The following is a 26,628-nucleotide window of genomic DNA, read 5'->3' as shown; positions in this document are numbered from 1 at the left end:
TTCTGATCGATTCAGCTCTCTATCGAGGCCTTATGTCCGCCAACCCCGAAGCATTCCCCGGCGAGCGTCAGCGTTTGATCTCCGAGCGTCTGGCCGTGCACGGTCGGGTGATTGCGGCGGAGCTGGCGGCCGAGTTCAATGTGTCCGAGCATTCCATTCGCCGCGATCTCGGCGCTTTGGCGTCCGCCGGCCTGTGCAAACGCGTGTACGGCGGGGCGATTTCTCTGGCGTCGGACGGGCCGATCGCTGCGCGTGTCGAGCATGAGCCCGGGCGCAAGCGTCAGTTGGGTATCGCGGCGGCGGGATTGATCAGCGCCGGGCAGCACGTGTTTATCGACGGCGGCTCGACCAATCTGGCGATCGCCAAAGCCCTTGATCCGCACATGCCGTTGACCGTCACCACCAACGCGCCGCTGATCGCCGTCGAGCTGATGAAGCTGCCGTCGGTGGAAGTGATTCTGCTCGGCGGGCGCCTGAGTCCCGTGGCGGGCAGCACCTACGGCTTCACTACGATTCAGCAACTCACCCACTTCAACTTCGATCTGTGCTTTCTCGGCGCCTGTGCGCTGGATGCGCTGAAGGGCGTAACCGCGTTCGACATGGACGTCGCCGAGTTCAAGCGCGCCGTGGTGGCGCGCAGCGGTCAGGTGGCGGTGGCGGTGATCAACGAGAAGCTCTCCAGCATCGCGCACTATCAGGTCGCGCAGTGCGAGGAAGTCGGCGCGCTGGTGGTTGAACATGACGCGCCGGCTGATCGGCTGGAGCTGTTTCGCGGCAAGGTCGCGCAGATCGTTACGGCGCGGGCAGCGCACTGAGCACAGTCGATTCCTGCCAGGCAACGGTGCGATTGCGGCCCTGGTGCTTGGCGGCATACAGCGCGGCATCCGCGCGTTTGACGAAGTCTTCCATGGTCTGGCATTCCTGCGCTTTACAGCCATAAACCCCCAGGCTGATGCTGACGATGCCGATCGGATTGCCCTGATGTTCGAGGGCTCGGGTGAGCACGGCCAACCGGATCTTTTCCGCCAGGCTCACCGCGCCGTGCACGTCGCTGTAGGGCAGGAACACGGCCATTTCTTCCCCGCCGTAGCGCACCGCCAGGTCGCCGGTACGGTTGAGGTTGCTGCGAATGCACTCGGCCACGGCGACGATGCATTTGTCGCCGGCGACGTGGCCGTAGTTGTCGTTGTAGCTCTTGAAAAAATCAATGTCGATCATGATCAGGCTCAGCGGATGCAGGTTGGGCTCACCGTTGCGAAACTCCAGGCTGAGGATCTCCTGAAAATGCCGACGATTGGCCAGGCCGGTGAGGCTGTCCTGCAGCGCGAGTTTTTCCAGCGAGTGGCTGGCGATGCGCAGCTGTGATTCGGCGTTGAGGCCGAAACGGATCTGCTGGAACAGCAAGACGCCAAACAGCAGGTTGGCGACCACTACGCAGATGATGATCGCCAGCGAGCGCCATGCGTATTGCCGCCACTCGTCGAGCACTTCGCGCTGGGACAGGCCGGCGAGCACCACCATCGGGTAGCGGTCCAGTTTCTTGTAGCCATACAGGCGCTGTTCGTGGTCAAGCATCGACACGACGTTCGCCGTGCCTTCGTAGTGTTCCCTGACGTGAAGACGGAACAATTCGCCGTCGGCGATGGACGTACCGCGTACGTTTTCGAGAAGCGGGCGTCGCGCCAACAAGGTCCCGTCGGCCATTGCCAGGGTGATGACACCATGCTTGCCGATGTCGAAGCGCTCGAAGAACCGCTCGAAGTAGTTCAGCTCGACGGTGGCCAGCACAACGCCGGCGAAGTTGCCCATCTCATCGTTCACCCGTCGCGACACCGGGATGATCCAGTCGCCGGTGGAACGGCTCTGGATGGCCGCCCCGATATGGGGGAGGGTGCTGTCGATGGATTGGTGAAAGCGGAAATATTCTCGGTCCGCGTTGTTGGCGTTGGCCGGCATGTGGTTGAGAGAGGTTGCCGCCCAGTTGCCGTCCTTGTCGTAGATGAACAGGCCCTGGATCTGCTCGACGCTGGCGGCCGTGGCGCGCAGATAATCGTGCATGCGCGAACCACTGGCGGCGCCAAAGCCATCGAAGGAAAGCCGTTCGACCACCGACGACACGGCGATGTGGGCCTGGTCGAAGGCGTCATCGGCGTGCTGCGCCATTGAGCGCGAAAGGTTGGCGACGTTGGTATTGGCGATTTCCAGCTCGTGCATGCGCGTCTGGCGTAACTGCCAGACGGTGATGCTGGTGATGGAGATGCACACCAACAAGGTAAACAGCCCCGCCAGCCACAACACCGGCATGCGTTTGAGTCGTCGGTTTCTGACGCCGAACTCCGATCCTTCTACCTGTCTCAAACCCCACCCTCGCTGACTGCCACGATTTCAGACCCGCCACTGTGACGAACAATCCTCTCGTTCGGACACGCAGCATCGCAACAGCGACCCGTCTGACTCACAGCGTAGGACAAGTGCGGGATTTTGAAGGGAAATTTATGGCGTATAAATCATCTGCGGGAGATGTGCCGCGGTGTGGGCGTGACGTGGTTATAGGGCCGTGTGCGAGTTTGGCTGAGGTTGACATGTGGGAGCGAGCTTGCTCGCTAAGGGGCCAGTACATCCGCTAAATGTTCAGCGGGTGGAATGCCGTCTTCGCGAGCAAGCTCACTCCTACAGGGATCGCGTTCACCGGGCTATAACTGCGTTCTTGGGGCCGCGTGCGTTCCCAGCAATACGTTGCAGGTTATCAATCAGACCCGACGCCCTTGCACCTCATCCAGATTCGCCTGCCAGTCCTTCTGCGCCATCGTGGTGTGTTCGGGGATCGGTGCCTTGAGCAGCACGAAGTAGGCGACCGCTGAGAGCAACGCGACGATGGCGCTGACCGCGAAGGCGGTGGCGAAGGTGCCGGAATATTGCACGCTGAACCCGGTGACGATCGGCGCGATGGAGCCGGCGATGTAGCCGCCGAAATTCTGGATTGAACCCAGGGACGCCACGCGTTTGGTGTCGACCACGGTATTGACCACCATCCACGCCGTGGCGCTGGACAGGTTGATGCCGAACAGCGCCAGGCAGAGCAGGGCGACGCAACCGCTCAGGCCGGTGACGAACGTCAGCGGCAGGGTGAACACGGCGGCAAACACCAGCCCGCCGATCACTGTGTATTTGCGGCTGTTGAGCACGCCGACGCCGCGCTTGACCAGCCGATCGCAGATTCGCCCGGCGGCGATGGTGCCGATCGCGCCGAACACATAAGCGAACGACACCACCCAGGCGGTTTGATAGGGGTCGAGGCCGTGTTCGCGCTGGAAGTAGCCGGGCAACCAGGTCAGGTGCAGCCAGAGCATGTAGATCACGCCCATGAAACCGAGGAACGTGCCCCAGGTGCTGCGGTGCTTGAACAGGTCGAGCCAGCCGGCGAAGAACGAAGCCTTCGGCCCGGCGTCGGCCTGAACCACCTGAACGGTCGGTTCGCGTCCCTCGGCTGCCAGCTCCTTCAGGTACTGCGCACGGCTTTTGTAGAACATCAGCCAGCACAGCGACAGCACGATGCCGAGCACGCCGGTGATGATGAACATCCCGCGCCAACTGAAGTTGACCATGAACAGCGTCAGCAGCGGCGGCGCCAGGCACGGGCCGATGCAGGTGGCCGACCAGACGATGCCCGTCGGCGTGCCGCGCTCGTGCTCTTCGAACCACTCGTTGAGGGTTTTGGCGGCTGACGGAAACATCGGTGCTTCGCCAATCCCCAGCAAAACGCGCAGGGCGAAGAAGCCGCTGAAGCTGTTGACGAAGCCCGACGCTGTCTGCGCGATAGACCACACCATCAGCGCGCCACCCAATGCGATCTTGCTGCCGAGCTTGTCGATGATCATGCCCATCGGCAACTGCGCGAAGGCATAGGCCAGCGAGAACGCCGACAACAGAATGCCCATCTCTGACGGGCTGATGAGCATGTCTTTCTGGATCGTCGTGTTGGCAATGGACAGCGCGCTGCGGTCCAGATAATTGACCACGCCGAACAGCATCAGAAAGACGATGGTGATCGTCTGGTAGGTCTTGAGGGATTTCATTGCGCACCTTTTTTATTGTTGTAAGGCTTGAAAGCTTCCCGGCTGAAGCCGGTCCCACGAAGAGCGTCGATTGCTCGACAGACCTCAGGTCACCGCACCGATGTGCCACGGAACAAACTCGTTTTGCCCATAACCGTGCTGCTCGCTTTTGCTGCGGGCGCCGGAGGCGATGTCCAGCATCATCTGGAACACATACGCGCCGCGTTCTTCAATCGTCGTGGTGCCGTCGGCGATGCCGCCACAATTGACGTCCATGTCCTCCTGCTGAAATTCGAACACGCGGTTATTGGTCGCCAGCTTGATCGACGGCGTCGGCGCGCAACCGTACGCAGAACCGCGACCGGTGGTGAACGCGATCAGATTAGCGCCGCCGGCCACTTGCCCCGTGGCAGACACCGGGTCGTAGCCAGGGGTGTCCATGAACACCAGGCCTTGGGCGCGAACGGCTTCGGCGTATTCATACACGCCCATCAGGTTGGTCGAGCCGGCCTTGGCCACCGCACCCAAGGATTTCTCCAGAATGGTCGTCAGCCCGCCCGCCTTGTTGCCGGCGGAGGGGTTGTTGTTCAGCTCGGCGTTCATGCGCTGGCAGTAGTCCTCCCACCAGTGAATCCGCTGGACGAGCTTCTCGCCGATGGCCTGACTGGCCGCCCGCCGCGTCAGCAAATGCTCGGCGCCATAGATTTCCGGGGTCTCAGACAGAATCGCCGTACCGCCCGCCGCCACCAGCCGGTCCACCGCATTGCCCAGCGCCGGGTTGGCGGTGATGCCGGAATAGCCGTCGGAGCCGCCACATTGCAGACCGACGATCAAGTGCCGGGCGCTGACGGTTTCGCGGGTGATCCGGTTGGCCTGGGGCAGCAGCGATTGCACCTGGGCGATACCGCTGGCGATGGTCTTCGACGTGCCGCCGGTGCCCTGAATGGTGAACGCGCGCAGTTGGTCGCTGGCCTTCAGGCCCTGGCTGTCGAGCATGTCCTGGATCTGGTTGGTCTCGCAGCCCAGGCCCACCACCAGCACCGCCGCAAAGTTCGGGTGCACGGCGTAGCCCGCGAGGGTGCGACGCAGCAGGTCGATGGCCTCGCCTTTGGAATCGATGGCGCAACCGGAGCCGTGGGTCAGCGCGACCACGCCGTCTATGTTGGGGTAGTCCGCGAGGGCTTCTGGGAAAATGTCGCGACGAAAGCGGTCGGCGATGGCCCGGGCCACGGTGGCCGAGCAGTTCACCGAGGTGAGTATGCCGATGTAGTTGCGCGTCGCCACACGGCCGTCGGCGCGCACGATGCCCTGAAAGAACGCCTCGGTTTTCGGCGTTTCGTGGGCATCGACGCCAAAGGCGTAGTCACGGGAGAAGTCGCCCATCTCGACGTTGTGCACATGCACGTGCTGCCCGGCGTCGATGGGCTGTGAAGCGAAACCGATGATCTGGCCGTAACGCCGCAGCGGCTGACCCTGCTCGACCCGGACCGCCGCGACCTTATGCCCGGAAGGAATCGGCTGCGAGACCGTGACGTTTTCTTCGTCCAGGTGCGTGCCTTCGTTCAGCGCCTGGCGAGCGATCAGCACGTTATCGAGGGGGTTCAGGCGGATGAACAGCGCGCTGCTGTCGAACGCGGCGGTTTTGGCAATGAGTTCCATGCGGCCTCTCATGACGGTGGCGGCCTGCGTCAGCAGTGCGAGGCAACGGCTCCCCGTGGGAAGCGCACCGTGGCTGGCCGGTTATTGTTATCACGACGTACACGACGCCGCTTTAAAAGCGCGGACGTTGTTGGCCGATTTTCAGCCACTCTATGAAGCCAGCGGGTAATTTCCCAATGAAAGGTTTCGATTACGCGATAACGCAGGGTTATCGATTCACGCCGCTATGGGAGACTTTAGAAATGTCAGCAGCGCCTTCACCGCTGCCGACATCGGTCGGGCTTTCGACGTCATCAGCCCAAGATTGGCCATGCTCAGCGGCAGCTCGACCGGCAGGATAGCGATCATGCCGTAACGGGCGTAATGCTCGGCGACGTCATTGGGCACCACGGCGATCATGTCCGAAGATTCGAGCATCGAGGTGGTGGCCAGAATCGAACGGGTTTCGATGATGTCCAGCGGCTCAATCAATTGCGCCGCCTGCAACGCGTTTTCAACCTGGCGCCGCATGGGGCTGCCGATGGGATGAAGGATCCAGGTCAGCGGCGCCAGCTCCGTCAGAGTCAGGCCGCTGTGGTCGACCAGCGGGTGCCCCGGCCGGGCGATGATGCGCATGCGTTCGCCCTGTTCGAACAGCTGAATGTCGAGGCTCTGGCCGTCGAGCTGATCCGGCAGCCGACCCAGCACCACATCGAAATCGCCACGAATCAGTGCAGGCAGCAGCTCATCGCTGGTGCCGACTTCCAGGGCGATGCGCACTTTCGGGTGCGCGGTCTTGAACGCCAGCACGCCGCGGGTCAGCAGCGTCGGCACCGGGCCCATGACCGTGCCGATGCGCACCATCCCCGTCGCCCCTCGTGCCAGCTCGGCCAACTGCGCTTCGGCGTATTCGAATTCATGCAGCGCGCCCTGGGCGTAGCGAATCATCACCTCGCCGAACAGCGTCGGCTGCATGCCGCGCGGCAAGCGCTCGAACAGTTGCACGCCGAGGCGTTCTTCCAGCTGTTGCAACAACAGGCTGGCGGCGGGCTGGGTGGTGTGAATGGCAGCGGCGGCCTTGCGCAGATTGCCCAGTTCGCCCAACGCGTTGAGCAATGCGATCTGCCGGCTGGAAATTTTCAGCATCGGGAAGGTGCCAGGCAGACCGGCGGAGGGTGACGTGTCTGACATATCGGATTTGGTATCGATGATTAGGATTTGGCGATTATGCCTGTATCGCGGTTCGGTCTACAGTGAGTCCATCAAGGGCTGCCTTGCTGCTGCCCTATTCTAAAAACAACAAGGGTCTTCCATGCAGATCACCTCCATTTCCGTCCGCGACATCCGCTTCCCCACCTCCCTGTCCCTCGACGGCTCCGACGCGATGAACAGCGCGCCGGACTATTCCGCCGCCTATGTCGTGCTGCACACCGATTCGTCCGACGGGCTGGAGGGCCATGGCCTGACGTTCACCATCGGCCGTGGCAACGAAATCTGCGCGGCAGCGATTCACTCCCTGGCGCCCTGCGTGGTGGGGCTGACCCTGGAATCGATCACTGCGGACATGGGCGCCTTCTGGCACAGCATCACGGCAGGCGACAGCCAGTTGCGCTGGTTGGGGCCGGAAAAAGGCGTGATCCATCTGGCCACCGCCGCGCTGGTCAATGCGGTGTGGGACCTATGGGCCAAGGTCGAGGCCAAGCCGGTCTGGAAGTTGCTGGCCGACATGACCCCCGAGCAGTTGGTTAAGTGCCTGGACTTCAGCTACGTCACCGACGCCATCACCCCCGAAGAGGCCATTGCGCTGCTCCGTCGGCAAGTGCCGGGCAAAGCGAAGCGCGAGGCGCAGATGCGGGAGGAGGGCTATCCGGGCTACACCACCGCGCCGGGCTGGCTGGGTTATTCGGAAGAGAAGATGCGCCGGCTGGCCCGCGAAGCCGTCGCCGAAGGCTGGACCCACATCAAGCAGAAGATCGGCTCGGACATCGAAGAAGACATGCGCCGCGCCGCGATCCTGCGGGACGAACTGGGCTGGGAGCGCACGCTGATGATGGACGCCAATCAGGTCTGGAGCGTCGAGCAATCGATCAGCAACATGCGCCGGCTGGCGGCGTTCGAGCCTTGGTGGATCGAAGAGCCGACCCACCCCGATGACATCCTCGGCCACGCGACGATCCGTCAGCGCATCGCGCCGATTGGCGTGGCCACCGGCGAGCATTGCCACAACCGGGTGATGTTCAAGCAGATGTTCCAGGCCGGCGCGCTGGATTTCTGCCAGCTCGACGCGGCCCGACTGGGCGGGCTGAACGAAGTGCTGATCGTGCTGCTGATGGCGGCCAAATTCGACATCCCGGTATGCCCCCACGGCGGCGGCGTTGGGTTGTGCGAATACGTGCAGAACATCTCGCTGTTCGATTACATCGCCGTATCGGGCTCCCTGGACAAACGCGTGCTGGAGTACGTCGATCACCTGCACGAGCATTTCCTTGATCCGGTGGTCATCCGCCGCGGCCGCTACATGCCGCCGCAGCGGCCGGGGTACAGCATCGAAATGCACGCCGAGACGCTGGAGCGGTACCAATATCCCGATGGCGCAGTGTGGGTGGAGCTGGCTGCCAACAGATGATTTAAATGTTGGTCACTCCGTCTCACGGATGCTGCACGGTGGCGCAGCAAACATAGATCCTGTGGGAGTGAGCTTGCTCACGAAGACTGCGTTTCAACCGCTGAAGATTTAGCGGATGTACTGGCCCCTTCGTGAGCAAGCTCACTCCCACGCGCTCGTCATCGCCACGAATATCGGTGACATGGCCCTATTTGAGAAACCCCGCGCTGCGCCAACAGACACCCCCATGTCGCTGTGGACACGGGCCTTTCCCGGGCATGACCGGTATGATCCGTCGCATCTACCCGACCACGGTGCGACATGAATTCCTCCGAGCCCGGCAACGTCATTCCTCCCGCCCATGCCCCCGTCACGCCGCCGGAGCGTGATCGGCTGTCGGCTTCGCTGCTCGGTGGCGGCTGCGAGCCTGACCCGCGCTTCACCCTCGCCAACGAACGCACCTTTCTCGCCTGGATCCGCACGGCGCTGGCTTTTCTGGCCGGTGGCATCGCGGTCGAAGCCTTCACCAGCGACGTGTTCAGCCCCGGCCTGCGTCGGGCTGTGGCCCTGTCGTTGCTGGTATTGGCCTTGTTGGTGAGCGCCAGTGCCTGCGTGCGCTGGCTGAAGGTCGAGCGGGCGATGCGTCAACGCAAGCCGCTGCCGTTGCCGGTGCTGGTGCCGATTCTGTCGATGGGGGGCGCACTGGTGGCGGCGGGGCTGATCGTCTTTCTGATTTACGGCGCGTCGTGAACCGGCGCGGACATGCCGTATCGTCGACGCCCTTGCGCCACGACGATCCCGGCCTGCAACCCGAACGCACACTGCTGGCGTGGCGCCGCACGCTGCTGACGTTGATCGGCGTGTGCCTGTTGTTCCTGCGCTGGATTCCGCCGTTTGGGTGGGTGGCCCTGCTGCCGGTCATCCTTTCCCTGATCGCGGGCATCCTGATCCAGATCGGTCTCAACGCCCGCTACCGCAAAAGCGCCCGAGGGATGACTCAAGAGCGCATCCCACCGCCGTTGCGTGAGGTGGCGGTGCTGGGTTGTACGGTGATGGTGTTGAGTCTGGTGGGGATTGTTGCGGTGGTGTCTGGCTGAAGAAGGGCATGGGTCTAATGAAATCCCTGTAGGAGCGATCGGAGTGGCGCCCTACCTTGCCCGCAAAATCAGGTCTGTCAGTGACCTGTCAGTTGTCTGACACGCCGCAATCTCTCAGCTGACTCGATCCCTGTGGGAGTGAGCTTGCTCACGAAGACGGCATTTCAGCCGCTGAAGATCTTGCGGACGTTCCTGCCCCTTCGCGAGCAAGCTCGCTCCCACAGGTTTTGCGTCAGCCGTAGGATCGAGTGGGACCGGCTTCAGCCGGGAAGGGGCCTCCACCAAATCCCTGTCAGATCAATAAGCCGCCACCAACCCATCTTTCCTCGGATCGGTCCCGCCCACATACCCATGGGCCGTGCGCTGGATGATCTGTGCGCCGCCGAAGGCAAACACGCCGCTCGGGTCTTCAACCTCCACGTCATGACCCTTGGCGCGCAGCGCTTCAATCACCTTCGGATCAAACGAGCGCTCCACCGCGACCTTCAGGCCTGACTCGATACGCCAGCGCGGTGCGTCGGCGGCGGCTTGGGGGTTCTGCTTGTAGCGCAGAATGCGCAGCATCATCTGCAAATGCCCCTGGGCCTGCATCGGCCCGCCCATCAGGCCAAAAGACATCAACGGCGTGCCGTCGGCGTTCATCACGAAGCCCGGAATGATGGTGTGAAACGGCCGCTTGCCGGGTGCCACGGTGTTGACGTGATCAGGGTCCAGGGTAAAACCCGCCCCCCGATTCTGCAGGCTGATGCCCGTGCCCGGTACCACCACACCGGAACCGAAACCCATGTAGTTCGACTGGATGAACGAGACCATCATGCCGCTCTCGTCCGCCGCCGACAGGTACACCGTGCCGCCGGCCTTGGGCGCGCCGTGCAGCGGGTCTTGCGCCTGTTCGCCCACCAACGCCGCGCGGTCGCGCAAGTAGGCCGGGTCGAGCATGTGTTCCGCGGCGACGCGCATGTGATCGTTATCGGTGACGTGCTGGTTGAGGTCGGCCAGCGCCAGCTTCATCGCTTCCAGCACAGGGTGCACGGTCTCGACGCTGTCCACCGGCTGCTCACCCACGCCCAGCGCTTCGAGAATGCCCAGACCCGCCAGCGTGGCAATGCCCTGACCATTCGGCGGCAGCTCGTGGACCACGGCGCCGGCGTACGGTACCGACAGGGTGTCAATCCAGTCCACGCGATGGGTGGCCAGATCCTCAAGGCTCATCACACTGCCATTGGCGTTGGCGTGGCTGATCATCGCCTGGGCCAGCTCGCCGCGATAGAACGCTTCGCCCTTGGTCTGAGCAATCAGCTCCAGGGTTTTCGCGTGATCCTTCAGCGTGACTTTCTCGCCGGCCTTTGGCGCTTTGCCGCCTTGCAGAAAGCACTCGGCAAAGCCCGGTTGATCCTTCAGCAGCCCGGCGCCGCGCCGCCACAGTTCGGCAATGATCGGCGTGACCTGATAACCGTCCCGCGCATAGCCGATGGCGGCTGCGGCAAGGGTCGCGAACGGCAGCTTGCCGTAGCGCTCGGACAACGCGACCCAGGCCGACACCGCGCCCGGCACCGTCACCGAGGCCCAGCCGCGCTGGGGCATTTCCTGCTGACCGGCAAAATGCTCCGGCGTCCAGGCGTTCGGCGAGCGGCCCGAGGCGTTCAGGCCCTGCAGCGTCTTGCCGTCCCAGACGATGGCAAAGGCGTCGCTGCCGATGCCGCAGCCGGTGGGTTCGACCACGGTCAGCACCATGGCGGCGGCGATGGCGGCATCAACGGCGTTGCCGCCCTGACGCAGCATGTCCAGCCCGGCCTGTGCGGCCAGCGGTTGCGAGCAGGCGACCATGTTGTTGCCCATCACCGGCGAGCGGGCGGACGCGTAAGGTTGGCTGTAATCCAGATCATCGAACATGCAGTCGTTCTCTTCTTGGCAGTTGATCGGTTATCGAGTGGGCGGCTTCGGCGGATGAGCGCGAGCGCTGTCAGCTTTTCGGGTCGAGGGCATCGCGCAGCCCGTCGCCCAGCAGGTTGAAACACAGCACGGTGATGTAGATCGCCACGCCCGGCGCGATGGACATCCACGGCGCCTGTTCCATGAAGTTCTTCGCGGTGTTGAGCATCGAGCCCCAGGACGGCGAGGGCGGTTGCTGACCCAGGCCGAGGAACGACAGGCTCGCCTCCGCCAGAATCGCCGAGGCGATGGTCAGCGTCGCTTGCACCACCAGCGGCGAGAGCACGTTCGGCAGCACGTAGCGCAGGATGATCCAGCGGTCCGGCAGGCCGATGGCACGGGCGCCTTCCAGGTAGTCTTCGTGACGGATCGCCAGCACCTGACCGCGGGTCAGACGCGAGAAAATCGGCATCGCCGACAGCCCGATGGCAATCATGGCGTTACTCAGGCTCGGGCCGAGAAACGCGCCCAGGGCAATCGCCAGCACCAGAAACGGACACGACAGCAGCGCTTCCATGATGCGCGAAATCACCGCGTCGAGTTTGCCGCCGAAGTAACCGGCCAACAGGCCCAGCGGCACGCCGATGACCATGGCAATCGCCACCGAAACCCCACCGGCCAGCAGTGAACTGCGCGCGCCCCAGAGCAGGCGGGAAAACAGGTCACGGCCCAGCTCGTCGGTGCCCAGCCAGTAGATCAGCGAAGGCGCCTTGCGCACGGCGAGGAAGTTGGCCTTTAGCGGATCATGGGGCGCAATCCACGGCGCCAGCAGCGCGGCAAGAATGAAGATGATCAGCACCACCGCGCCGACCACCGCGCCCTTGTTGGCGAGGATTTTCTTCACAAACGGCGAACGCGTGCGCGGCCGCAATGGTTCTTTCAACGGTGCCTGGGACGGCGCATTCAGCGGCGCTGAAGGATGGGTCGCAATCGAAGTCATCAGGCAGTCCTCAGACGCGGATTGATCAGGCGATAGAGCACGTCGGCCAGCAGATTCAGCAGCAGGAAGCCGATCGCGACGCACAGCACCACGCCTTGCACCACGGCGTAGTCGCGGTTGAACACAGCATCGACAATCATCTTGCCGAAGCCGGGAATGCTGAACACCTGCTCGGTCAGCACCGCGCCGCCGAGCAATTCACCGAACAGCAATGTGGTGAGCGTGACGATCGGCATCAGCGCGTTGCGCAGGGCGTGCTTCAGAATCACCGTCCGCGGGAACAGCCCTTTGGCCCGCGCCGTGCGCACATAGTCGGCGCGCAGCACTTCGAGCATCGCGCTGCGGGTGTGGCGCATCAGCACGCCCGACAGCCCGGCGCCCAGCACGAAGGCCGGCAGGATCAGGGTTTTCAGGTTCTGCCCGACGTCTTCACCCAGCGGCACGAAACCCGACGCCGGAAGCCATTGCAGCTTCACGGCGAAGATCATGATCAACAGAATCCCCAGCCAGAAGTGCGGAATGGAGATCCCCGACAGGGCGAACACGTTGGCCGCGTAATCCACCGACGTGCCCTTGCGCACCGCTGAAATCACTCCGGTGGGAATGCCGATCACCAACGCGATGATCAACGCCAGCACCGCCAGCTCGATGGTCACAGGCAGCTTCGACGCCAGCAGCACGGTCACCGGTTGTTCGGTGCGCAGTGAAGTGCCGAAGTCGCCCTGCAGGACATTGCCGACCCAGTGCACATATTGCAGCGGCAGCGGGTCGTTGAGCCGGTATTTCTCGCGCAGGTATTCCATCACCGCCGGGTCGCGCTCTTCACCCGCCATGGCCTGGACCGGATCACCGGGCAGCAGCTTTTGCAGGGTGAAGACGAACAGCGAAACCAGGATCAGCGTCGGAATGGCACTGAGCAGGCGTCGCAGGATGAAAGTCAGCATGACGAATCCTCGCGGCCGAAGCGGTTATCCACGGGCGCCGCTGTCATTTGAAAGCGACGTTGGTCAGGCGAATCAAACCATCGGGATTGGGCACGAAACCGGTGAGGTTGCTGCGCATGGCGATGATTCGTGGATCGAAATACAGGTAGCTGGTCGGCACGTCTTCGGCGAGCAGGCGCAGGGCCTCGAAGTAGATGGCCTGACGCTGGGCCTGATCGTTCACGGTGCGCGCCTTGTTCAGCAGATCGTCGAGTTTCGGGTCACAGAAATGCCCGTCGTTCTGGCCGCCCTTGCAGGTCACGAACTGGTGGATATCACCATCCGGATCAGGACGGCCCGACCAGGCGCTCATGCCGATCTGGAAGTTGCCGGTCTGTTGCTCGCTGAGCAGCGTGGCGTATTCGGTGGCGATCAGATTGACCTTGAAGCCCGCTTCTTCAGCCATCGCCTGAATGATCTGGCCGACCTGCTGGGCGATGGGGTTGTTGGCGACTTTCAGCTCGACGCTGAGGGGCGTCTTCACGCCGGCTTCGGCGAGCAGTTTTTTGCTGGCTTCGACGTCGCGGGTCGGGACCGGCAGATCCTTGTCGTAATACGGACTGTTTTTCGGGAACGGCTGGGCGCTCGGCGCGTACAGGCCTTCGAAGACCACCTGATTGATCGCGTCACGGTCGATGGCCAGCTCGAAGGCCTTGCGCACGCGCTTGTCCTTGCCCAGCGGGTTGTTGGCCTTGTCGCCGTTGTTGGTGTTGTACATCAACTGCATGTAGCCCAGGCCCGGCGTGCTGAACACCTGGACGTGGCTGTCGGCCTTGGCGGTCTTCACGTCGGTGGGCGCGACGCGCTCGATGATGTCCAGGTCGCCGGAACGCAGGTTCGCCAGGCGCACCGAGGTGTCCGGAATCGGCAGGAAAATCACCTTGTCGAAGTGGTACGCCTGCTTGTTCCAATAGTTGTCGAAGCGCTCCAGCACGATGCGGTCCTGCTGCACGCGCTGAACGAATTTGTACGGCCCGGAACACACCGGCTTGGAGGCCACGTCGGTCGCTGAGGCCTTGGGTGCGAGCATCATGCCGGCGCGGTCCGACAGTTGCGAGATCAGCGTGGCGTCGGGCTGCTTGACCTTGATCGCCACGGTTTTCGCGTCGATCACCTCAACGCTGTCCACTGACGCCAGTTCGCTCTTGCGCAGGGAGTCGGGCAGGGTGCGGGCGCGGTCGAGGTTGAACTTCACGGCGGCGGCGTCGAACACCTCGCCGTCGTGGAAGGTCACGCCGTCGCGCAGAGTCATGGTCAGCGTCTTGCCGTCCTCGCTCCAATTCCAGGCGGTGGCCAGTTGTGGCGCGTAGGTCAGATCAGGATTGACGTCCACCAGCTTGTCGCACAGCGCGGTGTAGACCAGACGCCCCGAGTAGGTACGCGAGCGGTGCGGGTCGAGCATGTCAGGGTCGTCCTGGATGCCGATGCGCAAGGTGGTTTCGGCGACAGCCGCATTCGCAGCGAGTAGCAACAACGTGGTTGTCATCAGGTGGGCGAATTTCATGGCTGACTCTCCAGAGAAAGGGCTTGATGGCTTTTGAACAGGTTCAGGCGCTGGCTGTAGGCGGCGCTAGGCGTCGGCACGATCAGCGAACCGGCGCCGGCGTTGGCGATTTCGCGCCAGTAATGGCAGGCCACCTGACGCCCCGGCTCGACGGTTTCGAAGAGCGGCTTCACTTCGCGGCACAGCGGCTTGGCGTGGGGGCAACGGGTGTGAAAACGGCAACCGGACGGCGGCTTGCTCGGGCTTGGCATGTCACCGCCGAGCAGCGGGCGCGGGCGACGCAGGTCCGGGTGACTGACCGGCACGGCGGCCATCAGCGCCTGGGTGTAAGGGTGAAACGGCGTTTCGAACAGCGCGTTGACCGGCGCCAGTTCGACGATCTCGCCGAGGTACATCACGGCCACGCGGTCGCTCATGTGGCGGATCACCGCGAGGCCGTGGGCGACGATCAGCAGGGTCAGGCCGAACTGATGCTTGAGGTCTTCCAGCAGATTGACCACCTGGGCCTGCACCGAGACGTCCAGCGCCGAGACCGGCTCGTCGCCGAGGATCAGCCGTGGCTCCGAAGCCAGCGCCCGGGCGATGCCGATGCGCTGGCGCTGACCGCCGGAAAATTCGTGGGGGAAGCGGCTGCCGTGCTCCGGCGCCAGACCCACCGTGCGCAGCAGCTCGGCAACCTTGTCCTGACGCGCGCTGCGGCTGTCGTCGCGGTGCAGCCAGATCGGCTCGCCGATGATCGATTCGACACTCATGCGCGGGTTCAGCGAGGCGAACGGGTCCTGGAAAATGATCTGCAGATCGCGGCGCACCTGACGCAGCTTGTCGGCGGGCAGATTACCGAGGTTGCGGCCTTCATAAATAACGTCGCCCGCAGTGGGCTTGAGCAGGTTCAACAGCACCCGGCCCAGGGTCGATTTGCCCGAGCCGGATTCACCCACCAGCGCCAGAGTCTCGCCCCGGCGCACGGCCAGGGACACCTCGTTGACCGCCTGCACCGGCGGCTTCTTGCGCTGGAACAGTCCGGCTTCGCTGTGAAAGTGTTTGCTCACCGCGATGCTTTCCAGAATCGGCTTTTCGAGGGCCGACTCCGCACTCCCGGTGTCGACGATTTGTTGTCCTGACAGGCTCATGCGCTGACTCTCAGATGCTGTTCAAGTGGCACGCGGATGCAGGCGGCGAAATGCCCGGCGGAGACTTCCAACAACGGCGGGCGGGCTTCCCGGCAGGCGCCGATGACGAACGGGCAACGGCTGGCAAAGCGGCAACCGCTGGGCATTTCAGCCGGCGTCGGGACGCGTCCGTTGATCGTCGCCAGCCGCCCTTCGCGAGGGCCGACCGAGGGCATCGAACCCATCAGTCCGATGGTGTAGGGGTGCTGCGGATCATCGAACAGGGTTTTGACCGAACCGCTTTCGACGACGCGGCCGGCGTACATCACGATGACCTCGTCGGCCACTTCGGCGACCACGCCGAGGTCGTGGGTGATGAGCATCATCGAGGTGCCGGTTTCAGCCTGCAGGCTGGCGACCAGCGAAAGAATCTGCGCCTGAATGGTCACGTCCAGGGCGGTGGTAGGTTCGTCGGCGATGATCAGTGCAGGGTCGTTGGCCAGTGCCATGGCGATCATCGCGCGCTGACGCATGCCGCCGGACAATTCGTGGGGGTAGGCGTCGAGGCGCTGGAGGGCATCGGGCACGCGGACCTTTTCCAGCATTTCCAGCGCGCGCTGGCGGGCGGCGCTGGCGGACAGGCCCTGGTGGCGAATCACGCTTTCGGCGATCTGATCGCCGATGGTGAATACCGGATTGAGCGAGGTCATCGGCTCCTGAAAGATCATCGCCATGCGATTGCCGCGCACGTCCAGCAGGCGCTCGTCGGACATGCCCAGCAGCGGCTCGCCCAGCAGGTTCGAAGCACTGGCCTGGACCGTCGCGGTGTCGGGCAGCAAGCCCATCAATGCCATGGACGTCACGCTTTTGCCGCAGCCGGACTCGCCGACGATGGCCAGGGTCTTGCCCGGCTGAATGGCGAACGACACGCCGTCGACGACGTTGGCCGGGGCATCCTTGAAGCGCACGGTGAGGTCGCTGACGCTCAGTACCGATGGGGTGTTCGCGGGTGAAGCACTCATACGCTGGCCTCGAGGTCTTGCTGGATGACGTGATCGAGCGCCTGTTGCAGCGCACGCAGGTGACCGCGCATGGCGGTGGCGGCCTTGGCCGGGTCGCGACTTTCGATGGCGCCGATGATGTCGTGGTGATCGTGGCTGTAGGTGCTCAGGCGGTCGGTGTTGCGGGCGCGCTGGCGCAGGTCGCGCCATGCCGGATCAAGCCGGATCGCGTCGAGCATTTCGAAAATATCGAGCATCAGGCGGTTGCCGGCGGCTTCAGCGATCCCGCGATGCAGCGCGCTGTCCCACAGCTCAATGCCTTCGGCGTCGGGTTCGCTGGCGTGTTGCTGATGGGTCGTGCGCTCGGCCAATCGGCGCAGGATCGCCATCTGTTCGCCGCTGGCGCGCAGGGCGGCCAGAGAGGCGAGCGCCGGCTCCAGATAGATACGGGCTTCCATGACTTCGCTGAAATTGGTCCGGCTCGACAGCTTGGCAAAGCTCATGGCCGCGCTCGGCGGGGTAGGGCCGACGAAAGTGCCCTTGCCCTGCCGCCGCCAGATATGACCCTCGGCTTCGAGCACCGCCAGCGCGCGGCGAATGGCCCGGCGACTGACGCCGAAATCCACCGCCAGGTCGCGCTCGGTCGGCAACGGCCGCTGGGGAAACGCCGCCTGCTGCGCAACCAGCTGGCGCAGCGCGTCGAGGGCCATCTTCGACGAAGTGTCGTGGGTTGCGTCGGTGTCGATGCTGTCCATCTGCGTCTCTCGTCACGGGGTGAACCGGAGGCCTGGCCGTTTTGTGAAGCACGGCTGGGCTGTAGAGGACGAGTGCAATAGCGATGCCAATGGAAATTGGTTCACTGGCGAGGTCCGATGGCCGGACGTGCGGACAGGCGTGCTCCCGGCGCTTCGGGACAATCGGCAATGGTTCGGAAGTCTGGTTCGCGGGGAGGGCCGGAATTGGTTCAGGCGGGAAGCGAACCAATTTCAGCAATGGGCCAGGCAGGGCGCCTGTTTATGGTTCGGCTGCGTTATTAAGGGGCGTTGATTGGGGCGATTCTGGCCGAAGCCAGAATCAGGGCTGACATCAATCCCACTGCGGCGCGAGGCTGGCCGGGCTGGTCAGGCGATGACCGCGGTCCAGCTGGGCAATCTGTGCCATGTCGTCTTCGCTGAGCTTCAGGTCCACGGCTTTCAGGTTGCTTTCCAGATTGGCGCGTTTGGTCGACGACGGGATCACCGCGTAACCCAGCTGCATCGCCCACGCCAGCGTCACTTGTGCAGGCGTCGCATTGTGGCGCTGGGCGATCTGCTCGATCACCGGGTCCTTCAGCACTTCGCCGTAGGCCAGGGTCATGTACGACGTAATCTTGATCCCGTGCTGTTTGGCGAAATCGGCCACGGTGCGGTTTTGCAGGTAGGGGTGCAACTCGATCTGGTTGGTGGCGATGTTTTCGGCGCCGACCGCGGCAATGGCTTCTTTCATCAGCGCGACGGTGAAGTTAGAGATACCGATCTCGCGAGTCAGGCCTTGCTGTTTGGCTTCCAGCAGCGCGCCCATGAATTCGGCGACCGGCACCTGGCCCTTCGGCGATGGCCAGTGGATCAGCGTCAGGTCGACGTGATCGGTTTTCAGCTTGGTCAGGCTTTCCTTCAGGCTCGGGATCAGCTTGTCGGCGGCGAAGTTGTCGGTCCAGATCTTGGTGGTGATGTACAGCTCGTCACGGGGCACGCCGCTTTGCGCGATGGCCTGACCGACCTCGGCTTCATTGCCGTAGATCTGCGCGGTGTCGATCACCCGATAGCCCAGGTCGAGGCCGTTGCTCACCGAGTCGATGACGACCTGATCTTTCAGGCGGAAGGTGCCGAGGCCAAATGCGGGAACAGTCATGGGAAGACTCCAGGGTTCAAGGGGGAAGGGGAGGTATGAATCAGATGCCCAGTATCCCGCGTCGGCTGGCAGGGAAAAACCACAGCGCGGGCACGGGACTTTTGACGGGGGATCATGAATGCCATGGAGTTTGGGGCAGCGTGTAGGTGTGATCGTTCAGTGAAATGTGATTTCCGCAGGGGCCGCGCCTCTCCTCAGACGCTGCGATGCATGTAGGAAATGAAGATCCTGTGGGAGTGAGCTTGCTCACGAAGACCTTGGTTCAGCCACAGGAAATTCTGCGGATGTGCCAACGCCTTCGTGAGCAAGCTCACTCTCATCAAACAAAAAATAAGTCTCTGATTTCGTTTCACTATTCAAGAAGCCTTTACTAAGTCCAGCCCCAGCTTCCGGGCCTTGCGCAGCAAGGCCCGGTACTGCTTTTCCTTGCTCCGTTCTTCAAACGCTTCGATCCCCTGCTCAACATAGGGCTGCCCCTTGGTCAGCATGGCGTAGATCAAGCGTGCAAGTTGGTGAGCCGTTGCCTTGATGGCGCAGCTGGTATCCATCCGCGCCAGTCGGGCCCTGTGGCTGGCGCCGATAAAGCTTTTGTCATTTCGCGCGTTAGAGGCCGCTTGCTTGAGTGCCTGAGCTGCGTTGTTGAGGGTTTTCTGGCCTTTACCCGACAGTGAGCGACCACCCGAAATCCGTGTCGGTGGTGCCACGCCCAGCCATGAGCAGAAATGCTCCATCGTGGGAAATCGGGACAGATCCGGTCCAATCTCACCGGCAATGACCAAGGCCGTATCGACGCCGATGGTCGGTATGGCGGTGAGATCAACGCCCATGACGCGCCAAAGCGACTGATGCAGGGCCGCCTGATCTGCTGCGCAGCGGTGAGGGCTACGCAGGATTTTTCGTGAGGGTTGGGGGGCCTCCTCGCGCTCGGGCAATTGACTCAGTGCATCCGTAATAGCCTTGTCGCATGCCCCAATCTGCTGTTCAAAGAAGTCATAGCATTGCACTTCTTGTTCGAGCGCATGCAGGTGCTCTAAACGCCAATTACCGTGGAGGCTGCGGGCTACAGTCTCTTTGCTGGCCTTGATCCGCCGATCAGTCAAGTCGGCCAGAACAGACGGATCGCGCTCGCCGGCAATGATTGCGCGAAGGATTTTCATGCCGGTCACGCCCGAAATATCGCTGATGACGTTGGCGAGTTGGATGTTCATCTGGCTCAGCGCTTTCTGCATACGGTTCACGGTTTGAGCTTGGTTACGAACTTTGCTGGCTCGTTGGCGAATGAGCGCCCGCATAGAACAAATCGCATCGTCAGGGCGAAACGCTCCGCGCAGTAGGCCATGGCTCATCAGTTGCCATATCCACTGGCAATCGAGGACATCGGATTTACGACCGGAAATCTGCCGCGTTGCGCGTGAGTTGACCAAATAGACCTTGAAGCCTCGCGCATCAAGAAGCTCAAACAGCGGAATCCAGTAGACGCCAGTGGCTTCCATGGCCACGACCTCGATCTTCAGCGCTTCAAGCCAATCGGCCAGCTTGACCAGGTCGTCGGTGAAGGTAGAAAAGCTGCGTACCGGTTGCTCGTGGTCCCGATCAACGGCGACCCAATGCTCACGGCTACCGATGTCGATACCGGCACAATGGGGATGGACCAGTTCAAAACGCTGTCTGGATTGCTTGCGCGCCATGCTGTTTCCTCGCAGGATGATGGGCGCGCGGGGCACACGGTGGCGAAAGGGTTCACTCTCTCATACGTGGTCACGGCTAGCCGTGCCGACAAGGACTCTACGCCGATACCGTGCGGGCCACTCTCCCACGCGGGTGCTGTCACACCAATGTGAGTACCGGCCTCTGTCCCGCGCTCCTCAATCCTAGCAAAGCAAAGAGCGGCCACCCCTGACGGGGCAGCCGCTCTTTGCTTTTCAAGGTATCAGCATCACAACGGGAGATGAGTCGTGCACCCAGTTTGCTGCGCGACAGCGCGGCGCGTAGCGGCGGGACGACTCCCACAGGTATCGCGTCTGACTCCAGATTACACGTGCGCCGCAGGCCGTGATGGAAGCGCGCTAGCACATGAACCTCAGATCAAACATGCCCATCCCGCTTTACGAAATGCTTGTGCATGTCCGCCGTCAGCGCTTCCACCCGTTCGGTCAGCACTTTGGTCATTTCGGTGAGTCGGGTGTTCTGCTCCAGCAGCTCGAGCATCTGCGCGGTGTTTTGCGCCGCGCGGGCCATACGCTCTTCGTTGGCCGTCGCCAGCGCTTCACGGTGCTCCGCGTCGGCATCGGCACTGGCCTTGTCCCGGGCGGCCTGTCGGGTCTGGGCCAGCAGAATAAGCGGCGCGGCATAGGCCGACTGCAGGCTGAATGCCAGATTGAGCAGGATGAACGGGTAAAGATCGAACGACACCAGCCCGCTCAGGTTGGCGCCCACCCACAGCAACACCAGCAGCGTCTGTGCGCCGAGAAAAGTGGGCGTGCCGAAGAAGCGCGCGAACGCTTCGGCCTTGAGGGCGAAGGCATCGGTGCCAAAGGTCGGCGCCAGGTGCGCGTGGCGTTTGTGAAAGCGCAGGTGATCCACCGGCGCGTTGGCGGCGGGCGTGCCCGGTTCTGCGGGCGAAGGGACAGGCGGTGCAGTGGGCATGAGACTTTCCTGAAGACAAAAACATCTGCCCACTATAGGCCCACGCCCATTGGCGTTGTACTGAACCTCTGCTGAACCGGCGTCTGTCGCGAGTGAGCGGCGTCAGTCCACCGGTTCGGGGTACAGCGGCTTGGAGCGCTGCATGATGCTGGCGTAGTCGTAAACGTACTGGCGGCCGGCGTGACTGGTCATGCGCAGGCGGTCGATCAGTTGTCGCTCTTTCTTGTTCAGGTATCTCAACCCGTGGTGGTCACTGGACTTGAGGCGATCACGTTCATGGGCGTCAGGGAAAGTGATGACGTTCGTCATGAAATATCTCCTTGGTTAAATCCGTGTCCCCGGCTCCGTGTTCCGGGGTTCACCCTTTGTGGTGCGACCCTGCACCTTACCCACAAAAAGTCAGACGCTACAACCCTGCAAATGATCAGTGGGTCACAGGATTTGCGTGATCTCGAACGATTGACGGCTGCCGTTCACCACCACTTCCACCTCATCGCCATCGAACTTGCCAAGCAGGCTCTGACCCAGCGGCGAGCGTGCCGTGATCACCGTTATCACCTGCTCGTCCACGGTGATTTTTAGCCCCGCCGCGTCAGGCGCCAGAAACAACCGCTGTTCCGCACCGTTGTCCGCCAGGAGGGCAATAAGATCGCCGGTCTGGATGCCGCGCTGTTCATCAAACGGCTTGAGCACCAGGTTGCAACACAGGTTCAGCGACTGGCGGATTTCCTCCACGCGCCGCGCCTGACCCGCCGCCAGATACGACGCCTCCAGTCCCAGGGTGTCGTACTTGTTCTCGGCGATGTTCTCTTCGTGGGTCGCGGTTTCGTAGGCGGTTTGTGCGGCCCGCACCGCCACATCGAGATCGACCTGGAGCTTCTCGACGATGCACTGCAGGACGGTTTGCTTGTTCACGGGCATGGCGGACATGGAGTGTTCACGGACATGGGATGGCTCGACAAAGGGGATTCAACCGCAGAACTGATAGACGCTCGCACGGCTTTTCTCGCTGGGGGCGGTCTGGTTCTGCTGCATCCAGAACTGGCACTTGGGCCCGTTGAAGCTGCGTTGCCGCTCCGCCTGTACGGCCTCCTGGGTCTGTCGCGCTTCGCTGTCGCGCAGAATCTGCCGGTACTGATCGAACATCGGGTTATCACTTTCCGGCTTAGGCTTGGCCGCAGGCGGGGCGGTGATCTGCGCGGCCGCATTGTTCAGCGCCTGGGTATGCTCGGCGGGGAGCATTTTATAGATCAGCCACAGGCTCACCAGGACGGCGAGAAAGCCCAGCCAGATACCGGCGGCGATCGTCAGGATCAGCTTAAGCGGGCGCAGCGTGACGGACAGTTCGCGGTGGTTGACGTACATGACAGACTCCAGACTTGTATGCATGTGGCCAGCGGTGGCAGCGATTGTCGCACGACCGGGGCTGGTGATTCTGCGCCGCAATGAAGGACAATCGGTTTTTTTGAACATCCTCAGGGAGCCCGGATGAAAGCCTCTTGGGATATTTTCTGCAGCGTTGTCGATAATTTCGGCGACGTCGGCGTGACCTTTCGCCTGGCCCGACAACTGGTCGCCGAACACGACCTGAATGTTCGGCTCTGGATCGATGACCTGAACGCCTTCGCGCGGCTTTGCCCGGGCGCCGACCCGCTGGCGCAAGCGCAAGTACGCGACGGCGTGACCGTCTGTCACTGGCCGAAGGAATGGCCCAGGACCTGGCAACCGGCCGAGCTGCCGGACGTCGTGGTCGAAGCCTTCGCCTGTCGCCTGCCGCCGGACTACATCGAGGCCATGCTCGGGCGGGAGAGGCGGCCGCTGTGGTTCAACCTCGAATACCTCAGCGCCGAGGACTGGGTCTCCGGTTGCCACGGCCTGCCGTCGATCCAGTCCTCGGGCCTGCGCAAATATTTCTTCTTCCCCGGCTTCACCGACAAGACCGGTGGGTTGCTGCGTGAGGCGGGCCTGATCGACAAGCGTCGGGCGTTTCAGGCGGATTCTGCCGTGCGGCAATCCTTTCTCCAGCGCCTGAACATTGCGCCCCACGCCGATGCGCGGCTGATGTCGCTGTTTGCCTACGAACACGCCGGCCTTGGCAGCTGGCTGGATTGCCTGGCCCGGGCTGATCGGACGACCCATCTGCTGGTGCCTGAAGGCCGTATTCTGGGCGACGTTCAGCGTTGGTTGGGCGTGGATGAATTGAAGGCGGGCGCCGTGCATGTGCGCGATGGCCTGACGATTCAGGTGCTGCCGTTTGTGCGCCAGGAAGACTACGACCGGCTGTTGTGGTGCTGCGAATTCAATGTGGTGCGCGGCGAAGACTCATTCGTCCGCGCGCAATGGGCGGGGCGGCCGCTGATCTGGCACATCTACGAGCAGGATGACGACGCCCACTGGGCCAAGCTCGATGCGTTTCTGGAGCTGTACCGGGTGGGTTTGTCGGAGGAGGCGCAGCAGGCGCTGACCGAGGTCTGGCGCAGCTGGAATGGCGGAAAAGACATGACCCAGGGCTGGAATGCGCTTGAACAACATACCGACGAACTGGCCGCCCATGCCCAGCGCTGGTCTCTGGAACAGGCCTTGCAGGACGATCTGACGACTGCGCTGGTAAGGTTTTACCAAAGTTGGATATGATACGCGGCCTTGTATTAAGCCCTGTACGAAAAGTGGCTTTTCGTACAGGGCTTAGAAAGATCTTTCATCCAAATTCGGATACTCGTAATGAAAACTGGTAAAGAGCTTAAACCCGGTACCGTGATCAAGCTGGAAAACGACCCTTGGCTGGTTCAGAAAGCTGAATTCACCAAGTCGGGCCGTAACAGCGCGATCATGAAGACCAAGCTGAAGAACCTGCTGACCGGCTACAAGACCGAAATCGTCTACAGCGCCGATGACAAGCTGGAAGACGTGATCCTGGACCGTAAAGAAGCCACGCTGTCTTTCATCAGCGGCGACACTTACACGTTCATGGACACCACCGACTACACCATGTACGAACTGAACGCTGAAGACATCGAAGCCGTTCTGCCATTCGTCGAAGAAGGCATGACCGACGTCTGCGAAGCGATCTTCTTCGAAGACCGTCTGGTTTCCGTAGAGCTGCCGACCACCATCGTGCGCACCGTCGACTACACCGAAGGTTCGGCTCGTGGCGACACGTCGGGCAAGGTCATGAAGCCGGCCAAACTGGCCAACGGCACCGAGCTGCAGGTAGCTGACTTCATCGAAATCGGTGACAAGATCGAAATCGACACCCGTGAAGGCGGTTCCTACAAAGGCCGTGCCAAATAAGCACTGCGTTTGTAATGCCGGTAATGTGATGCCGGAAACGAAAAAGCCCGACCATCGAGTCGGGCTTTTTTGTGGGTGATGTAAAAGCGAGCTGCGAGACACGCTGACCTTGTAGGAGCAGGTGACGCCGCCGCAGATGCAGCTGTCGACAAAGAACTGGGGGAGCGAGCTTGCTCGCGAATAGGCCGGTACATCCGCCAAGTCTTCAGCGGCTGGAAATACGTCTTCGTGAGCAAGCTCACTCTCACAGGGACTGCGAATGCTGCGCGACAGTGCGGGATATGAACGACGGAATCCAGCAATGCAAACGGGTCGACCATTGCTGATCGACCCGTTTTTATACTGCATTTACTTCAGATGAACCTTCAGCTCTTGCGACGCCTGCAGCAGCGCCGAGCGCACTTCCGGCACCTGGCTGACCACGTTCAGCAAGCCGTAGTCGTGAATCATGCCGTTGTAGCGAACCGCTGTTACCGGCACACCGGCCTGGTCCAGCTTGCGAGCGTAGGCTTCACCTTCGTCGCGCAGCACGTCAGCACCCGCCGTTTGTACCAGGGCAGGCGGCAGGCCTTTCAACTGATCGGTCGTGGCCCGCAGCGGTGAGGCATAGATCTCGGCGCGCTGTTTCGGGTCGGTGGTGTAGTTGTCCCAGAACCACTTCATCATGTTGCGGGTGAGGAAGTGACCCTCGGCAAACTGATCGTACGAACCGGTATCGAAGTTGGCATCGGTCACTGGCCACAACAGCACCTGGTAACGGATGGCCGGGGTGCCTTTGTCTTTGGCCATCAGGCTGACAACCGCCGCCATGTTGCCGCCGACGCTGTTGCCTGCCACCGCCAGACGCTTGCCGTCGACGTTGATTTCCTTGCCATGCTCGGCAACCCATTTGGTCGCCGCATAGGCCTGGTTGATCGCCGTCGGGTAGTGGGCTTCAGGCGAAGGCGTGTAGTTGACGAACACCGCCACTGCGCCCGAACCCTCTACCAGATCCCGCACCAGACGTTCGTGGGTCGGATAATCGCCGAGCACCCAGCCGCCGCCGTGGAAGTACATGAACACCGGCAAGGTGCCTTTGACGCCAGCCGGACGAACGATCGTCAGGCTGATGTTCTGGCCGTCCACCGAAATGGTCTTCTGGCTGACATCGGCCTTGGGCAGGGTCAGCTTGACCCCGGCCTGGGCACCGGTCAGTACGGCGCGGGCATCTTTGGGCGAAAGCTGTTCGATCGGCTTGCCGCTTCCCGAATTCAGTGCGTCCAGAAACGCCTGCGTGTTGTGCTCGACGCCCGTGTCGGTCGCCGCGAAAGCGTTGCCGACGGACAGTGCGAGGAGCGAGCCAGCCAGAATCTTGCCAAACGTGTTCATGTTCTTCTCCCGGTCAGACGAGGTGTGGGGGCGGAGGTCTTACGCCAGGGTTTTACACAGTCACGTGCAGACGAACGTCGACGTTGCCGCGTGTGGCGTTGGAGTAAGGGCAGACCTGGTGGGCTGCATCGACCAGCGCCTGGGCTTCGGCTTGTTCAAGGCCCGGCAGGCTGATGTGCAGGTCGATGTCCAGACCGAAACCGCCAGGGATCTGGCCAATGCCGACGTGGGCAGTGATCGAGGCGTCAGCCGGGATGGTTTTCTTGCTCTGACCGGCGACGAATTTCAGTGCGCCGATGAAGCAGGCCGAGTAACCGGCAGCGAACAGCTGCTCAGGGTTGGTTGCTTCGCCGCCTGCGCCGCCCAGTTCTTTAGGGGTGGCCAGTTTGACGTCGAGGATTTTGTTGTCGGAAACAGCGCGGCCATCACGGCCACCGGTTGCGGTTGCGACTGCAGTGTAGAGAGCTTGCATGGTAATTCCTCACGTGCTGATGGTTAGGGATTTAATCTTTAGCTTGGCGCTAAATGTTTGTGCGTTAAGCAAGTGAGGGAGAATGTACTGCGCTAAT

Annotated in this window: 25 protein-coding genes; 6 read left to right on the top strand and 19 right to left on the bottom strand. The window is 62.2% G+C overall.

Features of this window, described 5'->3' with window-relative positions:
• Window positions 1–32: 32 nt before the first annotated feature.
• Window positions 33–815 carry a DeoR/GlpR family DNA-binding transcription regulator gene (locus ABEH28_RS16670; RefSeq protein ID WP_346630589.1) on the top strand — a complete coding sequence of 261 codons (783 nt, stop codon included), beginning with the start codon at window positions 33–35 and terminating at the stop codon, window positions 813–815.
• Here ABEH28_RS16670 and ABEH28_RS16665 read toward each other — a convergent pair.
• The 4 genes from ABEH28_RS16665 to ABEH28_RS16650 form a co-directional block, all read right to left on the bottom strand.
• On the bottom strand, window positions 793–2,358 hold the full coding sequence (locus ABEH28_RS16665) for a diguanylate cyclase (RefSeq protein WP_192172800.1): 1,566 nt from the start codon (window positions 2,356–2,358) through the stop codon (window positions 793–795). The genes ABEH28_RS16670 and ABEH28_RS16665 overlap by 23 nt on opposite strands.
• A gap of 392 nt (window positions 2,359–2,750) precedes the next feature.
• A complete protein-coding gene (locus ABEH28_RS16660; RefSeq protein WP_346630588.1) occupies window positions 2,751–4,076 on the bottom strand; it encodes an MFS transporter in 1,326 nt (441 codons plus the stop codon).
• A gap of 84 nt (window positions 4,077–4,160) precedes the next feature.
• Window positions 4,161–5,714, bottom strand: a complete 1,554-nt coding sequence (locus tag ABEH28_RS16655; protein WP_346626539.1) for an altronate dehydratase family protein — start codon at window positions 5,712–5,714, stop codon at window positions 4,161–4,163.
• Window positions 5,715–5,930: 216 nt separating this feature from the next.
• Entirely contained in the window at window positions 5,931–6,839 is a 909-nt protein-coding gene (locus ABEH28_RS16650; RefSeq protein WP_346630587.1) for a LysR family transcriptional regulator, read from the bottom strand.
• A 166-nt stretch (window positions 6,840–7,005) separates the two neighbouring features.
• Between ABEH28_RS16650 and ABEH28_RS16645 the strand changes: the two genes are divergently transcribed.
• The 3 genes from ABEH28_RS16645 to ABEH28_RS16635 all read left to right on the top strand — a co-directional run bounded on the left by ABEH28_RS16645 (window position 7,006) and on the right by ABEH28_RS16635 (window position 9,395).
• Window positions 7,006–8,319, top strand: a complete 1,314-nt coding sequence (locus ABEH28_RS16645) for an L-fuconate dehydratase (RefSeq protein ID WP_346630586.1) — start codon at window positions 7,006–7,008, stop codon at window positions 8,317–8,319.
• A 300-nt stretch (window positions 8,320–8,619) separates the two neighbouring features.
• Window positions 8,620–9,048, top strand: coding sequence for a DUF202 domain-containing protein (locus ABEH28_RS16640; protein ID WP_346630585.1), 429 nt, complete (start codon window positions 8,620–8,622; stop codon window positions 9,046–9,048).
• Window positions 9,045–9,395, top strand: coding sequence for a DUF202 domain-containing protein (locus tag ABEH28_RS16635; protein ID WP_282367461.1), 351 nt, complete (start codon window positions 9,045–9,047; stop codon window positions 9,393–9,395). The genes ABEH28_RS16640 and ABEH28_RS16635 overlap by 4 nt, the downstream gene beginning before the upstream one ends.
• A 297-nt stretch (window positions 9,396–9,692) precedes the next feature.
• Here the strand turns inward: ABEH28_RS16635 and ABEH28_RS16630 are convergent, their stop codons facing one another.
• From ABEH28_RS16630 to ABEH28_RS16570, 13 genes are all read right to left on the bottom strand, one after another.
• Window positions 9,693–11,288, bottom strand: a complete 1,596-nt coding sequence (locus ABEH28_RS16630) for a gamma-glutamyltransferase family protein (RefSeq protein ID WP_346630584.1) — start codon at window positions 11,286–11,288, stop codon at window positions 9,693–9,695.
• A gap of 70 nt (window positions 11,289–11,358) precedes the next feature.
• Window positions 11,359–12,267, bottom strand: a complete 909-nt coding sequence (locus ABEH28_RS16625) for an ABC transporter permease (RefSeq protein WP_346630583.1) — start codon at window positions 12,265–12,267, stop codon at window positions 11,359–11,361.
• Window positions 12,267–13,211: an ABC transporter permease gene (locus ABEH28_RS16620; protein ID WP_037011865.1), complete on the bottom strand. Its 945-nt coding sequence runs from the start codon at window positions 13,209–13,211 to the stop codon at window positions 12,267–12,269. The genes ABEH28_RS16625 and ABEH28_RS16620 overlap by 1 nt, the downstream gene beginning before the upstream one ends.
• A 43-nt stretch (window positions 13,212–13,254) precedes the next feature.
• Window positions 13,255–14,754 (bottom strand): ABC transporter substrate-binding protein, encoded by a 1,500-nt coding sequence (locus ABEH28_RS16615; RefSeq protein ID WP_346630582.1) that lies wholly within the window; start codon window positions 14,752–14,754, stop codon window positions 13,255–13,257.
• Window positions 14,751–15,884: an oligopeptide/dipeptide ABC transporter ATP-binding protein gene (locus ABEH28_RS16610; RefSeq protein ID WP_346630581.1), complete on the bottom strand. Its 1,134-nt coding sequence runs from the start codon at window positions 15,882–15,884 to the stop codon at window positions 14,751–14,753. Before ABEH28_RS16610 ends, ABEH28_RS16615 begins: the two co-directional genes overlap by 4 nt.
• Window positions 15,881–16,885 (bottom strand): ABC transporter ATP-binding protein, encoded by a 1,005-nt coding sequence (locus ABEH28_RS16605; RefSeq protein WP_346630580.1) that lies wholly within the window; start codon window positions 16,883–16,885, stop codon window positions 15,881–15,883. The genes ABEH28_RS16610 and ABEH28_RS16605 overlap by 4 nt, the downstream gene beginning before the upstream one ends.
• Window positions 16,882–17,619 carry an FCD domain-containing protein gene (locus ABEH28_RS16600; protein WP_065993032.1) on the bottom strand — a complete coding sequence of 246 codons (738 nt, stop codon included), beginning with the start codon at window positions 17,617–17,619 and terminating at the stop codon, window positions 16,882–16,884. Before ABEH28_RS16600 ends, ABEH28_RS16605 begins: the two co-directional genes overlap by 4 nt.
• A gap of 331 nt (window positions 17,620–17,950) precedes the next feature.
• Window positions 17,951–18,754, bottom strand: a complete 804-nt coding sequence (gene dkgB, locus ABEH28_RS16595; RefSeq protein ID WP_192172788.1) for a 2,5-didehydrogluconate reductase DkgB — start codon at window positions 18,752–18,754, stop codon at window positions 17,951–17,953.
• A 356-nt stretch (window positions 18,755–19,110) separates the two neighbouring features.
• Window positions 19,111–20,442 (bottom strand): IS110 family transposase, encoded by a 1,332-nt coding sequence (locus tag ABEH28_RS16590; protein ID WP_346630579.1) that lies wholly within the window; start codon window positions 20,440–20,442, stop codon window positions 19,111–19,113.
• A 397-nt stretch (window positions 20,443–20,839) separates the two neighbouring features.
• Window positions 20,840–21,400 (bottom strand): DUF1003 domain-containing protein, encoded by a 561-nt coding sequence (locus ABEH28_RS16585; protein ID WP_346626549.1) that lies wholly within the window; start codon window positions 21,398–21,400, stop codon window positions 20,840–20,842.
• A gap of 102 nt (window positions 21,401–21,502) precedes the next feature.
• Window positions 21,503–21,709: a hypothetical protein gene (locus ABEH28_RS16580; protein WP_065993044.1), complete on the bottom strand. Its 207-nt coding sequence runs from the start codon at window positions 21,707–21,709 to the stop codon at window positions 21,503–21,505.
• A gap of 123 nt (window positions 21,710–21,832) precedes the next feature.
• Complete coding sequence (locus tag ABEH28_RS16575; protein ID WP_282367603.1) at window positions 21,833–22,315, bottom strand: GreA/GreB family elongation factor; 483 nt, start codon at window positions 22,313–22,315, stop codon at window positions 21,833–21,835.
• Between the two features lie 54 nt (window positions 22,316–22,369).
• The gene (locus tag ABEH28_RS16570) at window positions 22,370–22,765 is read right to left on the bottom strand and encodes a hypothetical protein (protein WP_346630578.1); all 396 of its coding nucleotides are present in this window, start codon (window positions 22,763–22,765) and stop codon (window positions 22,370–22,372) included.
• A gap of 123 nt (window positions 22,766–22,888) precedes the next feature.
• Here ABEH28_RS16570 and earP point away from each other — a divergent pair, with 123 nt between their 5' ends.
• A complete protein-coding gene (gene earP, locus ABEH28_RS16565) occupies window positions 22,889–24,034 on the top strand; it encodes an elongation factor P maturation arginine rhamnosyltransferase EarP (RefSeq protein ID WP_346630577.1) in 1,146 nt (381 codons plus the stop codon).
• Between the two features lie 87 nt (window positions 24,035–24,121).
• Window positions 24,122–24,691, top strand: a complete 570-nt coding sequence (locus tag ABEH28_RS16560; RefSeq protein ID WP_037011849.1) for an elongation factor P — start codon at window positions 24,122–24,124, stop codon at window positions 24,689–24,691.
• A gap of 348 nt (window positions 24,692–25,039) precedes the next feature.
• Here the strand turns inward: ABEH28_RS16560 and ABEH28_RS16555 are convergent, their stop codons facing one another.
• Together ABEH28_RS16555 and ABEH28_RS16550 are read right to left on the bottom strand one after the other, a co-directional pair.
• Window positions 25,040–26,059: an alpha/beta hydrolase gene (locus ABEH28_RS16555; protein ID WP_346630576.1), complete on the bottom strand. Its 1,020-nt coding sequence runs from the start codon at window positions 26,057–26,059 to the stop codon at window positions 25,040–25,042.
• Window positions 26,060–26,111: 52 nt separating this feature from the next.
• Window positions 26,112–26,531: an organic hydroperoxide resistance protein gene (locus ABEH28_RS16550; protein WP_065993050.1), complete on the bottom strand. Its 420-nt coding sequence runs from the start codon at window positions 26,529–26,531 to the stop codon at window positions 26,112–26,114.
• Window positions 26,532–26,628: the final 97 nt, after the last annotated feature.

The sequence above is a fragment of the Pseudomonas sp. Ps21-P2 genome, assembly GCF_039672565.1.
Lineage (GTDB): Bacteria > Pseudomonadota > Gammaproteobacteria > Pseudomonadales > Pseudomonadaceae > Aquipseudomonas.
Note: the sequence above shows the minus strand (reverse complement) of the source record. Positions and strands in the feature narration are given on the sequence as shown.